The organism is Gardnerella sp. KA00718 (assembly GCF_049244285.1).
Lineage (GTDB): Bacteria > Actinomycetota > Actinomycetes > Actinomycetales > Bifidobacteriaceae > Bifidobacterium > Bifidobacterium vaginale.
On the sequence record NZ_CP058370.1, the window covers coordinates 1,607,540 to 1,624,562 of the forward strand.

11 protein-coding genes are annotated in these 17,023 nt (G+C 45.3%); 1 reads left to right on the top strand and 10 read right to left on the bottom strand.

Features of this window, described 5'->3' with window-relative positions:
- Window positions 1–177 precede the first annotated feature (177 nt).
- The gene (locus tag HXT55_RS06535) at window positions 178–3,594 is read right to left on the bottom strand and encodes an Rne/Rng family ribonuclease (protein WP_421792804.1); all 3,417 of its coding nucleotides are present in this window, start codon (window positions 3,592–3,594) and stop codon (window positions 178–180) included.
- A gap of 343 nt (window positions 3,595–3,937) precedes the next feature.
- Here HXT55_RS06535 and HXT55_RS06540 point away from each other — a divergent pair, with 343 nt between their 5' ends.
- Window positions 3,938–4,879 (top strand): AEC family transporter, encoded by a 942-nt coding sequence (locus HXT55_RS06540; RefSeq protein ID WP_004124231.1) that lies wholly within the window; start codon window positions 3,938–3,940, stop codon window positions 4,877–4,879.
- 310 nt (window positions 4,880–5,189) lie between these two features.
- Here HXT55_RS06540 and HXT55_RS06545 read toward each other — a convergent pair whose 3' ends face one another.
- The 9 genes from HXT55_RS06545 to HXT55_RS06585 form a co-directional block, all read right to left on the bottom strand.
- Window positions 5,190–6,551 (bottom strand): hypothetical protein, encoded by a 1,362-nt coding sequence (locus tag HXT55_RS06545; RefSeq protein WP_421792753.1) that lies wholly within the window; start codon window positions 6,549–6,551, stop codon window positions 5,190–5,192.
- Between the two features lie 765 nt (window positions 6,552–7,316).
- Entirely contained in the window at window positions 7,317–8,177 is an 861-nt protein-coding gene (locus tag HXT55_RS06550; RefSeq protein WP_004113703.1) for a KilA-N domain-containing protein, read from the bottom strand.
- 354 nt (window positions 8,178–8,531) lie between these two features.
- Window positions 8,532–9,965, bottom strand: coding sequence for a Maf family nucleotide pyrophosphatase (locus tag HXT55_RS06555; RefSeq protein WP_004113704.1), 1,434 nt, complete (start codon window positions 9,963–9,965; stop codon window positions 8,532–8,534).
- A 33-nt stretch (window positions 9,966–9,998) separates the two neighbouring features.
- Complete coding sequence (gene thrB, locus HXT55_RS06560) at window positions 9,999–11,030, bottom strand: homoserine kinase (protein ID WP_004113705.1); 1,032 nt, start codon at window positions 11,028–11,030, stop codon at window positions 9,999–10,001.
- A 92-nt stretch (window positions 11,031–11,122) separates the two neighbouring features.
- Window positions 11,123–12,511: a homoserine dehydrogenase gene (locus HXT55_RS06565; protein ID WP_116773057.1), complete on the bottom strand. Its 1,389-nt coding sequence runs from the start codon at window positions 12,509–12,511 to the stop codon at window positions 11,123–11,125.
- A 72-nt stretch (window positions 12,512–12,583) separates the two neighbouring features.
- A complete protein-coding gene (locus HXT55_RS06570) occupies window positions 12,584–13,576 on the bottom strand; it encodes a CPBP family intramembrane glutamic endopeptidase (RefSeq protein WP_048730846.1) in 993 nt (330 codons plus the stop codon).
- A 143-nt stretch (window positions 13,577–13,719) separates the two neighbouring features.
- A complete protein-coding gene (locus HXT55_RS06575; protein ID WP_421792757.1) occupies window positions 13,720–14,865 on the bottom strand; it encodes a D-alanine--D-alanine ligase family protein in 1,146 nt (381 codons plus the stop codon).
- A gap of 85 nt (window positions 14,866–14,950) precedes the next feature.
- Window positions 14,951–15,946, bottom strand: coding sequence for an NAD(P)H-dependent glycerol-3-phosphate dehydrogenase (locus HXT55_RS06580; protein ID WP_004113710.1), 996 nt, complete (start codon window positions 15,944–15,946; stop codon window positions 14,951–14,953).
- Between the two features lie 166 nt (window positions 15,947–16,112).
- A complete protein-coding gene (locus tag HXT55_RS06585; RefSeq protein ID WP_064623315.1) occupies window positions 16,113–16,994 on the bottom strand; it encodes a lysophospholipid acyltransferase family protein in 882 nt (293 codons plus the stop codon).
- Window positions 16,995–17,023 lie beyond the last annotated feature (29 nt).

The window sequence follows — 17,023 nt, forward strand, 5'->3', positions numbered from 1 at the left end:
CGTTCCTTAGCTAAATTGAAAGCTTTACTATTGCCTCACGCGCAGCGTTGAACCTGCGGCAAGACACCGACTATCAAAATTACACCGACCCCTGTACTAACGTCAAGTCTTAATTCATAAAGTCGAAATAAGCAATAGACATTATTGTACTCGAGCCGTATACTTTGCGTCTATTTTTTAGTTTTCACTAGATTCTTGAGAGCTTTCTGTGGATTCTTGAGATTCTTGCGAATCATCAGATTCCTCAATTTTCCCGACTACCTGCGATTCTTCACTGCTTTCTGCAGATTCATTACTCGCATCTACTGCAGAAAAGTCGCCAGCAACCGAAGATTCATCAACACTGTCAACACTGTCAACACCATCAACGACACTATCACCTGCATCGCCATTATTAGCAACGTAATCTGCAGCTACAGCATTCACATCATTATTGTTATCGTCTTTATTATTGTTATCGTCTTTTTCGTCACTTTTACGCAAAGACTCCTCCAAGAAAGCCGACGACGCTGCAGCGGCAGCAATACGCGCTAATTTGGCGCGAACATCCGCACTGGACTCCTGCTTAACCACAGGCATAGGGTCCGCAATACTTCCATGACCGTGCTTATTGGTTTTAATAAACGGATCACCGCCCTTAAGCGCGTAAGGATCCGCATACTCCGAAGACACAGTCGGCTCGTCGTGGAGAATAAACCCACGACCCTTGCAAGTCGGGCACTCCTCCGAAAACGCCTCGACCAAACCCTGTCCAACGCGCTTACGAGTCATTTGGACAAGGCCAAGAGATGTAACCTCTGCAACCTGATGCTTTGTGCGGTCGCGCGCAAGACACTCAACAAGACGGCGCAAAACAAGATCGCGGTTCGCTGGCATAACCATGTCAACGTAATCGATCATAACCATGCCGCCAATATCGCGAAGTCGCAGCTGACGCGCAATCTCCTCGGAAGCTTCCAAATTGCAGCGAGTCACAGTCTCTTCCAAAGACTTACCGCGACCAATAAAACGACCCGTATTTACGTCAATCGTTGTCATTGCCTCCGTTCGGTCAATAACAATCGAACCGCCTGCAGGAAGATAAACCTGGCGCTCCATGCCCTTTCTAAGCTGGCTGTCGATTTGCCACTTGTCGAACACGTCTTTGCCTTCATGCTCAGCAGGATCCCAGTACTCAATCTTGCTGCGCAAATCAGGAGCCATCATCTCCAAGTATTCACAAATGCGGTCATACGCGCCCTTGCCTTCCACAATCATCTTTTGGAAGTCATCGTTAAATATGTCTCGAACAACACGAATAGCCACATCTGGCTCGCCTTGCAAAAGCTTTGGACGCTTGCCATGCAAGAACTCTTCTCGCTTCGTTTCGATTCGTTCCCACTGTTTTACAAGCGATTCAAGGTCTTTTTCAATCGCATCTTCACTAGCACCATCTGCGGCGGTTCTAATGATTATTCCCATGTCTTTAGGCGCGATTTTGCTTACGATTGCGCGAAGTCGGCTGCGTTCACGGTCGGATAGCTTGCGACTTACGCCCGTCATCGCTCCAGACGGCACAAGCACAAGGAACCTACCAGCAAGCGTTACTTGAGATGTTAGTCGCGCACCCTTATGGCCTATAGGGTCCTTAGTAACCTGCACTAAAACAGGGTCTCCTGCCTTAAACGCAAGCTCCATTCTTCGCGGCTGTCCTTCTAATCGGGTTGTATCCCAGTTGACTTCGCCAGCGTAAAGCACGCCGTTTCTAGCCTGACCAATGTCTACGAATGCAGCCTCCATGCTTGGCAGCACATTTTGTACACGACCAAGGTAAATATTTCCTACTGTTGCAACTTCTTGAATATCAGAAACATAGTGTTCTACAAGAATATTGTCTTCGATTACAGAAATTTGCGTGTGACGATCGCGTTCACGCACAACCATAAGTCGGTCAACGTTTTCACGCCTTGCCAAAAAGTCTTGCTCCATAAGCAAGTTTTGGCGATTACGCTCCCTGCGATTGTCACGACGACGCTGCTTTTTGGCTTCAAGTCGCGTAGAACCTTCAATATCCGTAATCTCATCAATATACTGCTGTTTTCTAGATCTTCGACTAGATGAATCGGAGTCTATTGACACAAAACGCGATTGTGTGCTTTGTGAATTTTGCGAACTTTGCGAACTTGAGGAACTTTGAGACGAATCGTCAGAAGATTTCGACCTGCGACGACGGCGACGACGAGTGTACACTTCCTCGTCATCTTGAGATCGCAACTCGTCTGGATCTGGAATTAAATCGCGGTCTTCTTGAGAAACTTCTATTTCGTTTATGTCATAATCGTCAGCGTATGAAGAATCATCCGAAGATAGGCCGGATGTTGTTCTACGGCTTGATCTATCAGACTTATCTGTCCTATCTTCCTTATCTGCGCGAGACGGTCTGCGACGACGGCGACGACGGGTTATCATTTCTCCGTCTTCATCATCATTATTTTCTAAATCAGAAGTTTTTGTATACTTGCGGGTTGATTCAGAATCTACATCATTATCTGACTCAACACTATTTTCAATTCTTTCGTCAATTACATCATCGATTGGAGAATAAACTATGTCGTCGTATTCAAGGTCTTCTTCTATTTGCTCGACTTCTGCGGCGGCGCGTCTTTCGGCAGCGTTTAGTCTGCGATTCTTGCGTGACTTTCTATGATTTTGATCATCGTAATTATCCTGATTGTCACGATTCTTACGACCATTATTGTTATTCTCGCTATATTTGTCACCATTATCTTTGTCAAGGTTAGCTTTATCAAAATTAGACTTATCCAAGCTATCCTTATCCAGATAATCTCGATTATTTCTACTTATTCTGCTATCGCTTCTATTATCAATTTCGTTTAAATCTTCAGAATTTGCACGATTAGATCGATCTGTACGATCTGCACGATTTACTCTGGAACGCACACGAATAACACGTGTATCATCGTCAGATTCAGAATCATAGTTATCGTCAAAATTGTTACGATTATTGCGATTTTTGCGACTACGTACTCTACTTAAATCCTCGTCTTCATTGCGATTCTTCCTGTCATTCCTGCCAGAACGCGTTTTACGCAACTTTCGTGAACTGCGACTATTGTCTTTGTCTAAATCATCTCGACTGTTTTCTCTATCGCTTTCATTTGCATCATCGTCGTAATCTAAATCGCGCATACGACTATTGGTTTCAGGCAAACGATGAGGTAAAACAGGCTCCTGAAAAAGTAGCGATGTTATCGGCCTTACAGGAGTTTGGTGCTCAACAACACTTTCAGATTCAGTTTCCTCAGAGCGTGTATCGTAATCGTTTCCGCCTTGTACGTGTAGTTTCATCGATTCGCCAGCTGCTCCTGCAACTCTTACAACGCGTCTTCCAGCACGCCTGCGTCTTGTGCTTGACGCTGCGTCTTGCGAACCTGAAACCACATTGACAACACCTGCTGTAACGGGTGATGTAACAGTTGAAGCAGCTGCTGATCTTTGATCGTCAGCTGCGTTAGTAGATTCGTTCGCGCTTGAATTTGCTGCTACGAATGAAAGATTTTTATCTTCATTTTTATCATTATTGGCTTCGGGCACGGTGAAGCCTTCTCGTGTTACTCTGGGCACTATGCTCCTAGCGAAACTCTGCAATAGTTTCGCGCTCTTAGCCTGAAGAATGCACACGCTTATGCGAGCCACCCCTAAGGCTATCAATAAAGTCTAGCTGCACGACAGCGGACACCAGCCTCGCCCAAAATCATGCGTGAAAATCACGTGAGGGGATCGACGCCGTCGAATGCTCTGGCGGCTTGCAGCGCCACCGTTTTCTAGTATGCCATATTGCAACGTCAAATAACATGCGCCAATAAAAGTAACATACGCCAATAAAAGTCGATTGCGCATTACCCACAATCCAAAAATCAGCGCTAAAATCGTTTTCATGGGTTTAATCAGTGCTATGCAAGGCTTTTGCGTAATTGGCATCGTCATTGCCGCAGGGTACGTAACCGCGCGTCTTCGCATCGGCGGATCGCAAGCACAAATGGTGCTTAATCGCGTAAGCTTTTTTGTTTCAAGTCCTTGTTTAATGTTTGCAATACTTGCAAAAGAGCCAATTTTTGAGATTTTCCACTCGTCAATTTTTGTTGCGTTTTTCTCCGCAATGATTGTTGGCGTTGCATTTATTCTGCTTAATCGCCTGTTTTTCCGTCTTCCTGCGGCAGATTGCACAATTGGCGCGCTTAACTCGCTTTACTTAAACTCAAACAACATTGGCTTGCCTGTTGCAACTTATATTCTTGGAAACCCTGCACTTGTTGCACCGATTTTAGTTATGCAGCAAGCTGTTTTTACGCCTGTTGGACTAACGGTTTTAGACGTTACAACTACTGGAAAGTGCTCGCTTAAACGCATTGCTCAACAGCCGCTTAAACAACCACTTTTAATTGGTTCACTTGGAGGAATTATTATTTCGGCAATTTCCGCAAAAGTTGGCTATTTTCCTGTTCCGAATTTTCTTTATGACCCGATTAAGATGATTGGCGATTCCGCGGTTCCTATGATTTTAATGGCTTTTGGAATGTCACTTTACGGCAGCAAGCCGCTACAAAAGGATTCTAATCGCGCTGCTATTGCTACAGTTGCGATTTTAAAAAACTTGATTATGCCAATTGTTGCGTTTTTATTGGCTTATTTTGTTATGGGTTTCCGAGGTGCCACTCTTTACGCGTGTGTTGTGCTGGCGGCGCTGCCGACTGGTCAAAACGTGTACAATTACGCTGCAAGATACAATGTTGGCTTGAGTTTTGCGCGCGATGGAATCCTGTTTTCTACGGTTACGAGTCCGATTTGTATTGCGTTAATCGCAGCAGTTTTAGGGTGACTAATCCTCCCGCATTTGTTCCCTATTTAAGCAAATATAACTACAAACACTGGCAAAAATAAACAAAAACAAAAAAATGCTTCCGGTTTTGAAAGCCCCTAGTAGCAAACAAAACCGAAAGCAACAACACTCAACACCCAAAACCCAACAAGCTAAACGAATCAACACTGGGAAGAAAAGAAAAACAATAGCAAACCAATGTTAAAACAATAAAACCAAAGAGAATCGGGAATAAACCAGTGTGATGCTTCCCTACAAAACACCACACTAGTCGTTGAGCGCAAACCCTAAATAAGGTGGTAAATAATGCTTAGTGACGCATCTTGCGAACAGCAGCACCCATACCAGCAAGCATAGAAGCAGCCAAAGCAGTCAAAGCAACACCAACACCAGCATTACCAAGCTTCTCGCCAGACTTACCATGACCACCCTTAGCAGCAAGCTCACCCTTAGCAGCAGCCTTACCAGCAGCAGCTGGAGCAGCAGACTGAGCCTTAGCAACCTCAGTCTTCTTAGCAGAAGCCTGAGCAGCAGGACCAAACTTACCATTCAAAGCATCAGCATAAATCTGCTTCGTACCAGGAACAGCTGGGAAATCAGCAGCCAAAGGATCAGAAGTCACAACAGGAGGAAGAGCAGCAGGATTCACACCCAAACGAACCGCATCATTATAAGCATCCTTATACTCAGCCAAAGCCTTGTTATAAGCAGCAACAGCAGCGAAAGCAGCATCACGAGCAGCATTAAACTCAGCTTCAGCCTTCTGCTCAGCATCAAAAGCACGCTGCTCATGAGCATGAGCACGGTTCAAAGCATCACGAAGAGCAGTTTCCTTAGCAGAATTATTCTCACCAGAAGCCAAGAAATCAGTCAAATCCTGGTTAGCCTTCTCAGCAGCGGCCTTACGAGCAGCAAGCTCAGTCATAGTCTCAACAAGAGTCTTCCTCTTAGCAGCATAATCAGCCTTCTTCTCAGCAAGATTATTATCAGCCTCATCCAAAGCAAGCTTAGCCTTATACACGTAATGAACAGCAAGCTTCTTCTTAGCAGCATCAGACAAGTTCAACTTACCAAGATCCTTGATCTTCTGATCAGGAGTGGTAGTATCGTCCTTCTTATCATCCTTCTTAGGAGCCTGCTTGTCGTCCTGCTTTGAATCCAATGAATCCTCAGTGTACTCGCTGCTACCAAACACAGCCTTCTTCACAGCCTGATACTGAGCCTCAGTAATCTTGCCATCAAGCAAATCATTGTATGCCTTACCAAGCTTCTCAGCACGAGTACCAGCATACTGAGCAAGCAAATCAGGCTGGAACTCATCTACCGTAGGATTCGCAATACCACGCTTACGAGCTTCAGCAGCAACGCCCTCAGCAGAAGAATTATTCAATGTACCGTTTGGATAATCAAGAAGACGGTGAGATTCTGCAGCGTCTTGTTCATCCTCAGCTTTTTGCAACATGGCTTTAAGCTCTTGGTAAGAGCTTGTTTTAGAGGTGCGAATATTATTTGCTACAAAACCAAGTCCACGCTGTTCTGCCTCTTGAGCTAACTGAGTACGCTCAGTATCAGTAGCAGGAACTTTTGCAGCCATTGCTGGGGTTGCCATTGCGAAGCCGGCAAGCAAAGTTGCGCCAGCAGCGAAAGCGGCGATAGCCTTCTTATTCATCATTTTAATTTCCTTTCTTCTTCTCCTCCACGTAAAACACGCGAAGAGAAATTTTAAACATCCAACAACATTCCGAAATATTGTGGATAACCACCATCTAGAGCATCTAGCTAGCAGCTGTTATTAACATACCCCCCCCCCGTTTAAAAAAGTCAAGAGGCAATCACACAAAACAAACAGAAAAAAATAATGTTATACACAAACTAATCCACAATAAAAACTATTTTCATCATAATATTTGTGGATTAACACTAATAAAACCGTAAAAACACATTGTTTCAAGGTTTTTAAAGAATTTTCCCAGACTTTTCTCAGGAAACTACTCGAACAAGAACACTAACACTATAAAACCATTGAAAAATCAACATTCCACACAACCCACACACGCAACACGCCGACATCCCACCACTCTTCACTCTGCCTATCTCTTATCCCGAGATTGTTTACGTATTTGGCAATTTTGAAAACAAACGCAAAATCATTTTCCCGAGAATGTTGCTCAAAATGGCGTGTCGAACTACAAAGTCGGGAAGATTTTCCCGAGTTTGTAGCTGATTCACGGCGTGTCAAACTACAAAAAGCGCAAATGTTGTTCGCGCAGTCTAAGCGCGCGAACGTCTTCGCCGCACAGAAGCAGTGCTTCTGCCTTGAGCGGCTCAGCGCTCCGAATTGCCTTCGCACGCTACGCTTTAAGCGCTCAGGCAGGTCGTCGCGCCCGAAAACGATGTAAATATCAGCACTAAGCGCAGAATTAAAAAGTGATTAGACTCAATTTTTTATCACGGAATCCAAACTCTTTATTCCAGAATTATTCAAATTCTCAAGAGATAAAATCTGTGCTCGCGCCAAATTTCTAAGTTCCACCATTCGATCAGCCTGTGGCAAACCCTTAGAAATCAAAACAGCGTTATAGCTTTCCATATTCGCCAATACCAGAAGTTCATTAATACTCGCCTCGTCTCGAATGTTGCCCTTTGACTTAGGATTTGCATCTCTCCATTGTTTAGCAGTCTTATTAAACAGTGCAACATTTAACAAATCTGCTTCATTTGCATACTTATACATCAACTGCTCAGGAGTCAAATCCTTCAACAAATATTCTTTAATAGCATCCGTATGAATCTTGTAATTAATCTTCGAAATCTCACGATTCAAATTCCAATTCAGCGAAAGCCTTGAGTTCTCATCAGATTTAAGTCTTTGATAATCTTTGATAATATATAGTTCAAATTCTGCTGAAATCCAAGCCGCAAACTTAAATGCTATATCTTTATGAGCGTAAGTTCCACCACCTCTACCGGATTTTACAAGTAAACCTATTGCATTCGTGATTTCTGACCATTTTTTAGGAGATAGTGTAAAAGCATTGCTACCAGCTTCTTTCAAAAACCCCTCGAATTCGACGGGTTTAAAATTCGGATTGTTTAGTCTCTCCCATATGCCTAAATACTCTATTGTACTGTAATTTCTCATCCAGTTTGCAACAACCACATTAGGCTCTTCTTTGTTTTTATATCTCGCAATATCGGTTAAACTAACGTAATCATTCCTAAAATCTTCCGTATAAACCTGTATTGTAAAGCCTTTTGCTTCAATAGTTTCTTTTTTAATTTTCGACATATTAGACATAATATTCCCCTAGTTTTTGCGCAAGTTTTTTACGTAATTATTTTATTTACTTGCTTAGTTTGCTTTATTTTTATGCGCTTAGCACAAACCCACAATGAATCACAAACAAAACTACAAAATCTCGCAAAGCCATAAACTTCTAACAACATCTAACAACTAGCAGAAAACTAGTATGCATCAGCGCATAAATATAATTCTACAAAGCAAGAGGATTTACCGAAAATGTTGCTCAAAACGGCGTGTTGAACAACAAAAAGCGGAAAACAAAATAAAGAGTTAATTCTAAAAACAAGATTCTAACTAAAAGTATGCAAGCTGGAAGTCTACTTCCAGCTTGCAGATCTCTTTGCACAGCTACCTTTGCGCTGCTAGCGAATCGAGGCGAGCGCGGAAAGACGGCCAATCCGTGCGCATTGCCGTAAGCAGCTTTAGCTTCGGAACATCGTCAATCGGCACCCACTTGATTTCCATACTCTCGTCGTCGTGCGCGCACGGATTCACACAATGCCCAGGCTTTTCAAACGCAAAAACCGTTGTATAACGCCAATTCCCGTGATTTTCGCAATACGCTCCAACAACATCAATGTCTTGAGACGTTATGTTAGCTTCTTCAAACGACTCGCGCAACGCACCCTCAATCGCAGTTTCGCCATCAGATATTGCGCCACCAGGAATCCCCCACGTTCCACCTTCCGCGCTCCAAAGCGCGCGATGTTGCATAACAACATGAGTCACGCGCCCAGTGGTCTCATCTCGCCTAGCGAGCAACACGCCAGCCGCGCCATTATGGCCCCAATGCTTGCGCCCGCAATCGCACATAACCCATCCGTCTCCAGGCTGGTGCACGTTTTCTTTAGGCACTTGCGCGGAAGCAGGATCGTCCTTAATCGCCTCTCCCTCTAACTTGCGACTATTCCACAAATCTGGCCAAGCGTACCCAAAATCGCAAACCATCTGCCTTAGTAGCGGCAAGCTAATCCCAAGAACTCCATGCGGATCACCCTGAATTCCCTCAATAAATGCCCCGCCAAAGCCTTCTAGCGTAAAGGATCCTGCAACTTCCAATGGCTCGCCAGTTTCTACGTATGCGCGGATCTCCTCATCGCTCATATGCGCAAAAGTCACGCTTGCGCGGCTCACTTTGCACACTGTTTTGCCACTTTTCGTGTCGATTAAGCAATGGCCAGTAAACAATTCTCCAGTTTTTCCGCTCATTCGCTTAATCCGCTCAAATGCCACTTCAGGAGTATGCGGCTTGCCGTAGCATTCGCCGTCTAGCAAAAACATGGAGTCGCAGCCAACAATAAGCACACTATTGGAATCAGCGGAAGACTTGTTCACGTGCGCAAAATCGTGAATATCAAAAGTCTTAGTAGGAACTTTTACGCCCGAAAAATCGCGAGTTTGCGCGGTATCTACGTTATGCGTTATATGCGATTGCGAATCGTTTGTCAAAGCGCTACTAGCAGTTTCAGAAGATTCAGATTCTGCAGACTCAGCCTCAGCCTCCAGCGGATACCCCACAACCAAATCGCCACTAGCCGAAGCCGCCGCATTTGCAACAAGCTTCCACGACTCATACACCGCAAAAGCCTTTGCTTGCGCCAAAATCGAAACGCGCTCCTCGGCGCTCATCTGCTCCACGCTAACACCTTGCGCATTTGCAGCATTACGCAACGCCGCTGGCTCATCTACCTCGCTCACGTGAATCACAGGAATCACGCCTGCAGCAGTCAGCACAGATCTACGCGCTGGCGATTGAGAAGCTAAAATCAACGAAACTGTCATACCTTACTCTTCCTTTTTACAACTTCACACAAATTATTCGCGAGTTATTGCAACGCCAATAGAATCAACATGCACGTGCAAAACTTTCCAATCGCAGCCGCTTAAAAGCGGTTCTGCAATTTTTTCTATTCTTTCGCTTATATTAGTAGCGTTATTTTCATCTACGGTTGCTGGCGACTTTTCCTCATAGAACACCGCCGCGCAAGATCCAGCTCCAGAAATAGCAGCTGCAAACCCCTTATCTCGCAAAGCTTTTACTAAATCCCAAGTTGGTTGCATAAGACTTGCTCGGTATGGCTGGTGAATAGCGTCTTGAGTAGCTGTAAAAAGCAAATCGTTTCTAGAAAGAGTGGTTTTTGCGCAAGAGTTGGCAGAATCGCGAGAATCAGCAAACGCGTTAAAATCACCAAAATCGCCAAACGCAATCGGCAATAAGCAAGCGCGCGAAACGTTAAATACGGCATCTGCATATGGCACTTTTTCTGGAAGCGCTTGGCGAGCCATTTGCGTTGAAAGAGTAAAGTTTGGCACAAAAATCGTTGCGCGAATTTGCTTAGAAACGCTGTATCGAACTGTGTGGAACTCATCGCCATTCTTCCAACTGGTTGTTAATCCGCCAAAAACCGCTGGAGCAACATTATCTGGGTGTCCTTCAATCGCAGCTGCAAGCTCAAAAATCGCCTGCTTATTAAGATTTCCATTATGCGCAAAAGCCCAAGCTGCAGCCACACCCGAAACAATCGCACTGGCGGAAGATCCCATTCCTCGCGCTTGTGGAATGCGATTATGCGCTTCTAGAGTAAAGCGCAAATGCGGCAAGTCAAACGCTTCGCACGCTTTGCGAAATGCGCGAACAACAAGATGAGTCTCGTCTTTCGGCAAAGTATTTTCGCCTTCGCCGTGAATAATCACGCGAACATCTTGCGAATCGTCAAGCGTATCATCAAGCGTAAAAACTAGCGAATCCGCATAATCAAGCGCAATTCCTGCAACGTCAAATCCCGACCCAAGATTTGCGCTGGTTGCTGGCACGCAAACTGACACACTGTTGCATACTGGTTTCATTTCGCACCTTTTCCGTTCGAGCAGACTACTTAATTACTTAATTACTTAATTACTCAATAATTACTCAATTACGCGATTACTTAATTACTCAATTACTTAATAATTCGCAAAGCAAGCGGTTTTGCACACACAACATCCACTTTTTGCAAATCCGCAAGAATTGCGCTCAAATCCGCCTCTGTACAATCTTTTACAAGCACACGCAAATCGCCAGGACCGCCGATTCCGCAAGCTGGGCAATCGCCCTCGCCCTCATATTGAGTTTGGCAAAGCATAGGCAATCGTTCCGCGTTAACTCCATGCGCATCAAACACATCCATCACTTCGCTGCAAAGCGCAAGTGAAGTATCCTCCATGCTGCATCGCACAACAAAATCCGCACGAATCGAGCGCGTGGAAGCCAAAGATTTTGCGTTATACATTGGCACGCTGGCATCGCTGCAACCGCGCGCTATGTTTCTAGCAGCTCCAACAATATCTCCAACAACCGCGCTGGCTGTTGGCGCACCACCAGCGCCGCGGCCGTAGAACATAAGATCATCCGCCGCTTGCGCTTTAACAAAAACGGCGTTAAAGCTGCCATGAACGGAGGCCAGCGGATGCTCTTTGCTAACCAACGCTGGGTAAACGCTTGCGCTCACCAATCCATTCGAATCGCAAGAAACCGCTGCAAGCAGCTTGATCACGCGATCTTCTGCACTTGCCGCAGCAATGTCTTCAGCCGTAATCGCGCTAATTCCTTCAACACTAACGTCATCAATGCTTATTGGCATTTGGAATGCAAGTGTTGCAAGAATAGCAGCCTTGTTTGCTGCATCAAATCCTTCAACGTCTCCTGTAGGATCCGCCTCCGCGTACCCCTTTTCTTGAGCCGCGCGTAAAGCCGAATCAAAATCAAGACCGCGAACCGTCATCTCGTCAAGAATATAGTTTGTAGTTCCGTTTACGATTCCAAAAATTTGCGTGATTTTGTCGCCTACAAGCGACTCTCTAAGCGGACGCAAAATTGGGATTGCACCTGCAACAGACGCCTCGAAACTTAAATCCACTCCGTTTTTTTGCGCGCAATCGTAGAGTTCTGGACCAAACTTTGCAAGCAATGCTTTGTTTGCTGTTACAACCGACTTTCCGCATTCTAGAGCGGTTTTTACAAATGTGTGCGCTGGTTCCAAACCGCCAATTAGCTCAACGATTATGTCTATATCTTCGCGTTCACATAATGCTAGAGCGTCTGCGCTTAGAAGATTTTTGGCAATCCATGGAGCGTCCACATCTTCTGGATGCAAGCATGCTACTCCTGCAAGTTCTAGCGGAGCGCCGATTCTCGCCGATAAGTCAGCGTTTTCTTCCACTATTAGACGCGCTGTTTGCGATCCTACTGTTCCGGCGCCTAAAAGACCCACGCGGATTGGCTCAGCAGAAAAGTCGCCAGCAACCGATCCATCACTATTTTCTGCATTTTCTGCATTTACCGTAACCATAAAATCGCCTCCAATACACTAATCAATCACAAATAATCCCGTAATCCGAAATCACACTAAACGCGTTCTCGCTCACACAAAAAGCATTATCATATTCATAAGCACTGAAACCACAAGGAAACCCATAATGCCGACTGTTCCGTAAAGCGCCTTTATTCCAGCACTTCCGCGAATTTCAAGCGGCGAATCGTAGAATTCGAGATATTTTTTACTCCTTGCTAACAGCACAATTCCAAACACAAACATAACAATCATGAACATCGCGTAAAGACCTATAAACATGAATCCAGGAGCCAAATCCGCGATTTCTTGCGTTGTAAGATTCTCAACTTTAATTAAGTTCCCGTTTGAATCCATCATATTGTCGGAAATCCACATCGCTATAACGCTTCCTTGGAAGTTCACAATCATGTGCAAAGCAACGCTGTATCTAAGCTGCGATGTGCGCGCATACATGTAGCCGAACACAAGTCCCAGCCCAAAAGCGTAGAAGAACTGGAACATGTTCATATGGAACAACGCAAACGCCAGAGCCGAGAACACAATCGCGCGCTTTTCGCCATACACTCGCAGCCTGTCTATAATCTGCTTTCTAAACAGCCATTCCTCCACAACTGGAGCAAGGAAAACAACGAAAATCATGGTTTCCCATACGTTTCCGCCTGCCACTATATCTGCAATCCTGTTTTCAGCTTTTCCGCCAGATATAAGCGCAGAAATCGCCAAACCTAGGTAGTTTCCTGCATACATTATCGGTACGCTCACTGCGAAAAATCCAGCAAACTGTCTGAATGTCATTGTGAATTTGCGTGTTTCTACCGCTGGCACTCGTCTTAAAACAAGCATCGCTATCGGCAACGCGATTAAGTATTGCGCAATGTCTGACGAAACGAAGGAGCTTAATGAAGGACTTAGAACACCTTTTGGAATGAACAAGCCTATAAGTTCACCTATTAAAATAGTTGCAAGAATCCAAACAAATAGGAATAAGCACAGCGATACACCAACATCTCCTTGACGTTTTCGCGCTAAATGGTACATGTCGTTATGCTGAGTTTTTCGCATTTTTACCTCTTCGTTTGTGTTTTAAGTTTTCTCTTAAACCTGATTTTATACAGACTTTAAGATTTGATATTTGCGCAAATTTGCACAAATTCTTCGGTTGCTGGCGACTAATCCTCAAAAACCATGATTTTTTGAAGTTTGTCTCAGTCTAAAATCACGCCTTCAATAAGTTTTGTGATTAAATCACCGTAGCTTATTCCTGTTGCTTCCCAAGCTTTTGGATACATGGAAATTGGCGTAAATCCAGGCATTGTGTTGATCTCGTTAATCATTACATGTCCTTCTGGAGTAACGAAAGAATCCACGCGACTAAGTCCTCGACCGTCCGCTGCTTTGAACGCTGCGAGCGCAGTATTGCGAACGCGCTGCAAAGTTTCTTCTGGCAGATTTGCTGGCACTTCCACGTGTGAAGCTGCGGAATCCATGTATTTGCTGTCAAAATCGTAGAACTGGTCTTCTCCAGCCTCGCGCTTGTCAAGCACAACTTCTCCAGGCCAGCTCGCTTTAGGCTCTTCGCCGTCGCGAGCGGCAAGAACCGCGCACTCAATTTCTCGCGCGTCAATTCCTTGCTCTATCAATACTCGCCAATCGTGCTTCGAAGCCTCAAAAACGGCATCTGCTAAAGCTTTAGCATCGCGCGATTCAACTTTTGTAACTCCAAAACTAGATCCTGCTCGGCTTGGTTTTACAAAAAGTGGATACTCGAGTTTTGCTTCTTCAACTTGCTCAAGAATTTCGTTTGCGTACGCGTCAAAGTGATTTGCGCAATCATTAGCGAACTTTCGCACATCCAGCGCGATTCCTGGAGCAACATCAATTCCAGCCGCCTTAAAAAGTTGCTTAGCGTAATACTTATCCATGCATGCGGCGGATGCCAAAACTCCGCAACCAACGTATGGAACTTGCATCATTTCTAGCAAACCTTGCAAGGTTCCGTCTTCACCGTTTGGGCCGTGAAGAACTGGAAAAACAACGTCAATATGACCCAAACTTGTAAGCGTGCCATCTGCCTCTCGCACCAAAAATCCGTCGGCACCTTTAGCTGGGTCTAGCACAACATCGCGCGTCTGCTCGGTTTTTGTGATTACTGGCAACTCGCCTTGCTCCATGCGGAAGTTTCGCGGATCTTCGCCGCCAACAATCCACTCGCCTTGCTTTGTTATTGCAATACGTACGATTTCAAATCGACTTTCGTCTACAGCACTGAGTACTCCAGCAGCCGATATGCAAGAAATCGAATGTTCGTCTGCTTTACCGCCATACAAGAACACTACACGCTTTTTAGTCATTTTTTTCCTTTGAAAATTATTTTAATTATCTTAATTATTTTAATTATTTTGAATTCTCTACGCGCACGGCTTATAAGGAATTTCACTACTCTTCGCAAACATCGTTATCGAAAAGCATTGCAAGCATCTCTTGGCACGATATTCCTTCTTCTAGCACACGAGCCATCGCACTTGCAAGCGGAGTAGCAACTCCCAAACGCTTACCCATTGAAACAACCGCGCTAGTAGTTGGAACGCCTTCAGCCACACCATTGCTTACGGCAGTTGCTTCTTCAACGCTCATGCCTTTCCCAAGATTTGATCCAAAAGTGTAGTTGCGGCTTAGCGGAGACCCGCAAGTTGCAACTAAATCACCAAAGCCTGCAAGTCCTGCGAATGTGCGCGAATCTGCGCCTTCTGCAACGCCCAATGCCGTCAACTCTGCAAGTCCACGCGTTTCAATCATAGCTGCTGTATTTTCTCCATATCCTGCGCCTCGAGCCATGCCAACTGCGAGCGCAACCACGTTTTTAAGCGATCCGCACATTTCTACGCCGATTACGTCGGTTGATACAAACGCCTTAAAGTAGCTGTTTGAGCAAGCTTTTGCCACCACTTCGGCATTTGCGCGATTCTCGCACGCCACAACCGCTGCCGCATGCTGCCTTAATGCCACTTCTTTGCTTAAGTTTGGCCCCGATAATGCTGCAAAACGGTTGCGCGGTAAGCTTAAAGCTTCGCACACAACTTCGTCCATACGCTTGCCTGTCGTGCGCTCAATGCCCTTCATAAGCGAAACAACAATCGCATGTTGCGGAATTTTGCCAGCAAATTCTTCAAGTGCAACGCGCGCAAATTGTGCTGCAATCGCAACTACTACAATGTCTGCGTTTGCTACAGCTTCTTCGCGATCCCCAGTAGCAGTCATGTTTTCTGGCAAACGCTCTACGCTTGGCAGCCTCACTTCGTTGCGGTGATTATCTCGAATGCCTTCCACAATTTGCGGCTCTATTGCCCACATTGTCACTTGATTTCCCGCGTCTGCAAGCACTTGCCCAAACGCCGTACCCCAAGCTCCAGCACCCAACACCGTAACGTTCATGTTTACGCCTAGCCTTTCGGTTTTAATCTATATACTTTTGTGATTTAAGTATTTACGATTTTATGTTTGCATACTTTTAATCAAACTATTGCATAATTCTACACAGCCCGCTTTACGGATGATTCACAAAAGTTTTACGGCTTAGTGAACCGCAAATTTACAGTCACTATTCTTTGACTCTCTTCATAAGTCTATAGTCAAAGTATCCTTCTGGTGCTTTTTCTCCGCGGATCTCTTCCATAATTTCCGTCATGCGTATGCGTACGCGACGAGCCAATTCGGCAGCAGACTCCATAGGCGGCAAATCACCCCAATTTTCCATATCTTTTAGAAGATCCGAATAATCAAGACGCGCATCGTAGCACATTACAACGTTCTTCTTTGGCCACGGCCACCAATGATTGATGCTTGCAGCACCCCATGTAACAGCGCAAAATAGCGGAATTTGATGCCCCAGCCTACGCGATGCTTCGAGCGCAATAACTCCGATTCCTGGCTTCATGCTCATAGGCCATTTTTGAGGGTCGCGCGTAACTGTTCCTTCTGGCCATACGCTAAGCGGTCTACCGTTTGTTAGGATTTTAATCGATTCTTCTTCGATTTCACGTGCTTTTCCGCTTCTGCGTGGAACTGGTTGCATGCCAACAAGCTGGAACCATTTTCCTAAGATTGGCCAATGCGCAAGCTCTGCTTTTGCCATGTATCGCGGACGTCGGCCTTGGTGGAATAGAGACGTCATTGGCACGAAAACGTCGAACATTGTAACGTGCGTGCAAGCGGTTATAAACACGTCTTCTTCTGGCACATTCTCTAATCCCCATGCGCGCACTTTGCAACGAGATCTAAGCACGCGAGACGTTCCTTCGAGCAGGCGCTCAGTTGCTTTTGGATTTTGCGCGTTGATTTCTGCCGTATTTGGCGTCCGCGCGCCAGTTGGGTAGTAATAAGTAGGATCAACTAACTTGTGTGCTCGCGCTAAGCGTTCTACTTGCTCATCACTGAGCGGCTTAACCGCGCTTCTAGGCGAAGGCTTTCCTTTAGATACCATACGTCTATTGTGCCGCAAACTATAAACCG

Excerpts from the sequence above, each read along its gene's own strand:
- HXT55_RS06540 (WP_004124231.1), top strand. The coding sequence starts at position 3,938 with ATGGGTTTAATCAGTGCTATGCAAGGCTTTTGCGTAATTGGCATCGTC.
- HXT55_RS06565 (WP_116773057.1), bottom strand. The coding sequence starts at position 12,511 with ATGGTTACGGTAAATGCAGAAAATGCAGAAAATAGTGATGGATCGGTT.
- HXT55_RS06545 (WP_421792753.1), bottom strand. The coding sequence starts at position 6,551 with ATGATGAATAAGAAGGCTATCGCCGCTTTCGCTGCTGGCGCAACTTTG.
- HXT55_RS06555 (WP_004113704.1), bottom strand. The coding sequence starts at position 9,965 with ATGACAGTTTCGTTGATTTTAGCTTCTCAATCGCCAGCGCGTAGATCT.
- thrB (WP_004113705.1), bottom strand. The coding sequence starts at position 11,030 with ATGAAACCAGTATGCAACAGTGTGTCAGTTTGCGTGCCAGCAACCAGC.
- HXT55_RS06585 (WP_064623315.1), bottom strand. The coding sequence starts at position 16,994 with ATGGTATCTAAAGGAAAGCCTTCGCCTAGAAGCGCGGTTAAGCCGCTC.
- HXT55_RS06550 (WP_004113703.1), bottom strand. The coding sequence starts at position 8,177 with ATGTCTAATATGTCGAAAATTAAAAAAGAAACTATTGAAGCAAAAGGC.
- HXT55_RS06570 (WP_048730846.1), bottom strand. The coding sequence starts at position 13,576 with ATGCGAAAAACTCAGCATAACGACATGTACCATTTAGCGCGAAAACGT.
- HXT55_RS06580 (WP_004113710.1), bottom strand. The coding sequence starts at position 15,946 with ATGAACGTTACGGTGTTGGGTGCTGGAGCTTGGGGTACGGCGTTTGGG.
- HXT55_RS06575 (WP_421792757.1), bottom strand. The coding sequence starts at position 14,865 with ATGACTAAAAAGCGTGTAGTGTTCTTGTATGGCGGTAAAGCAGACGAA.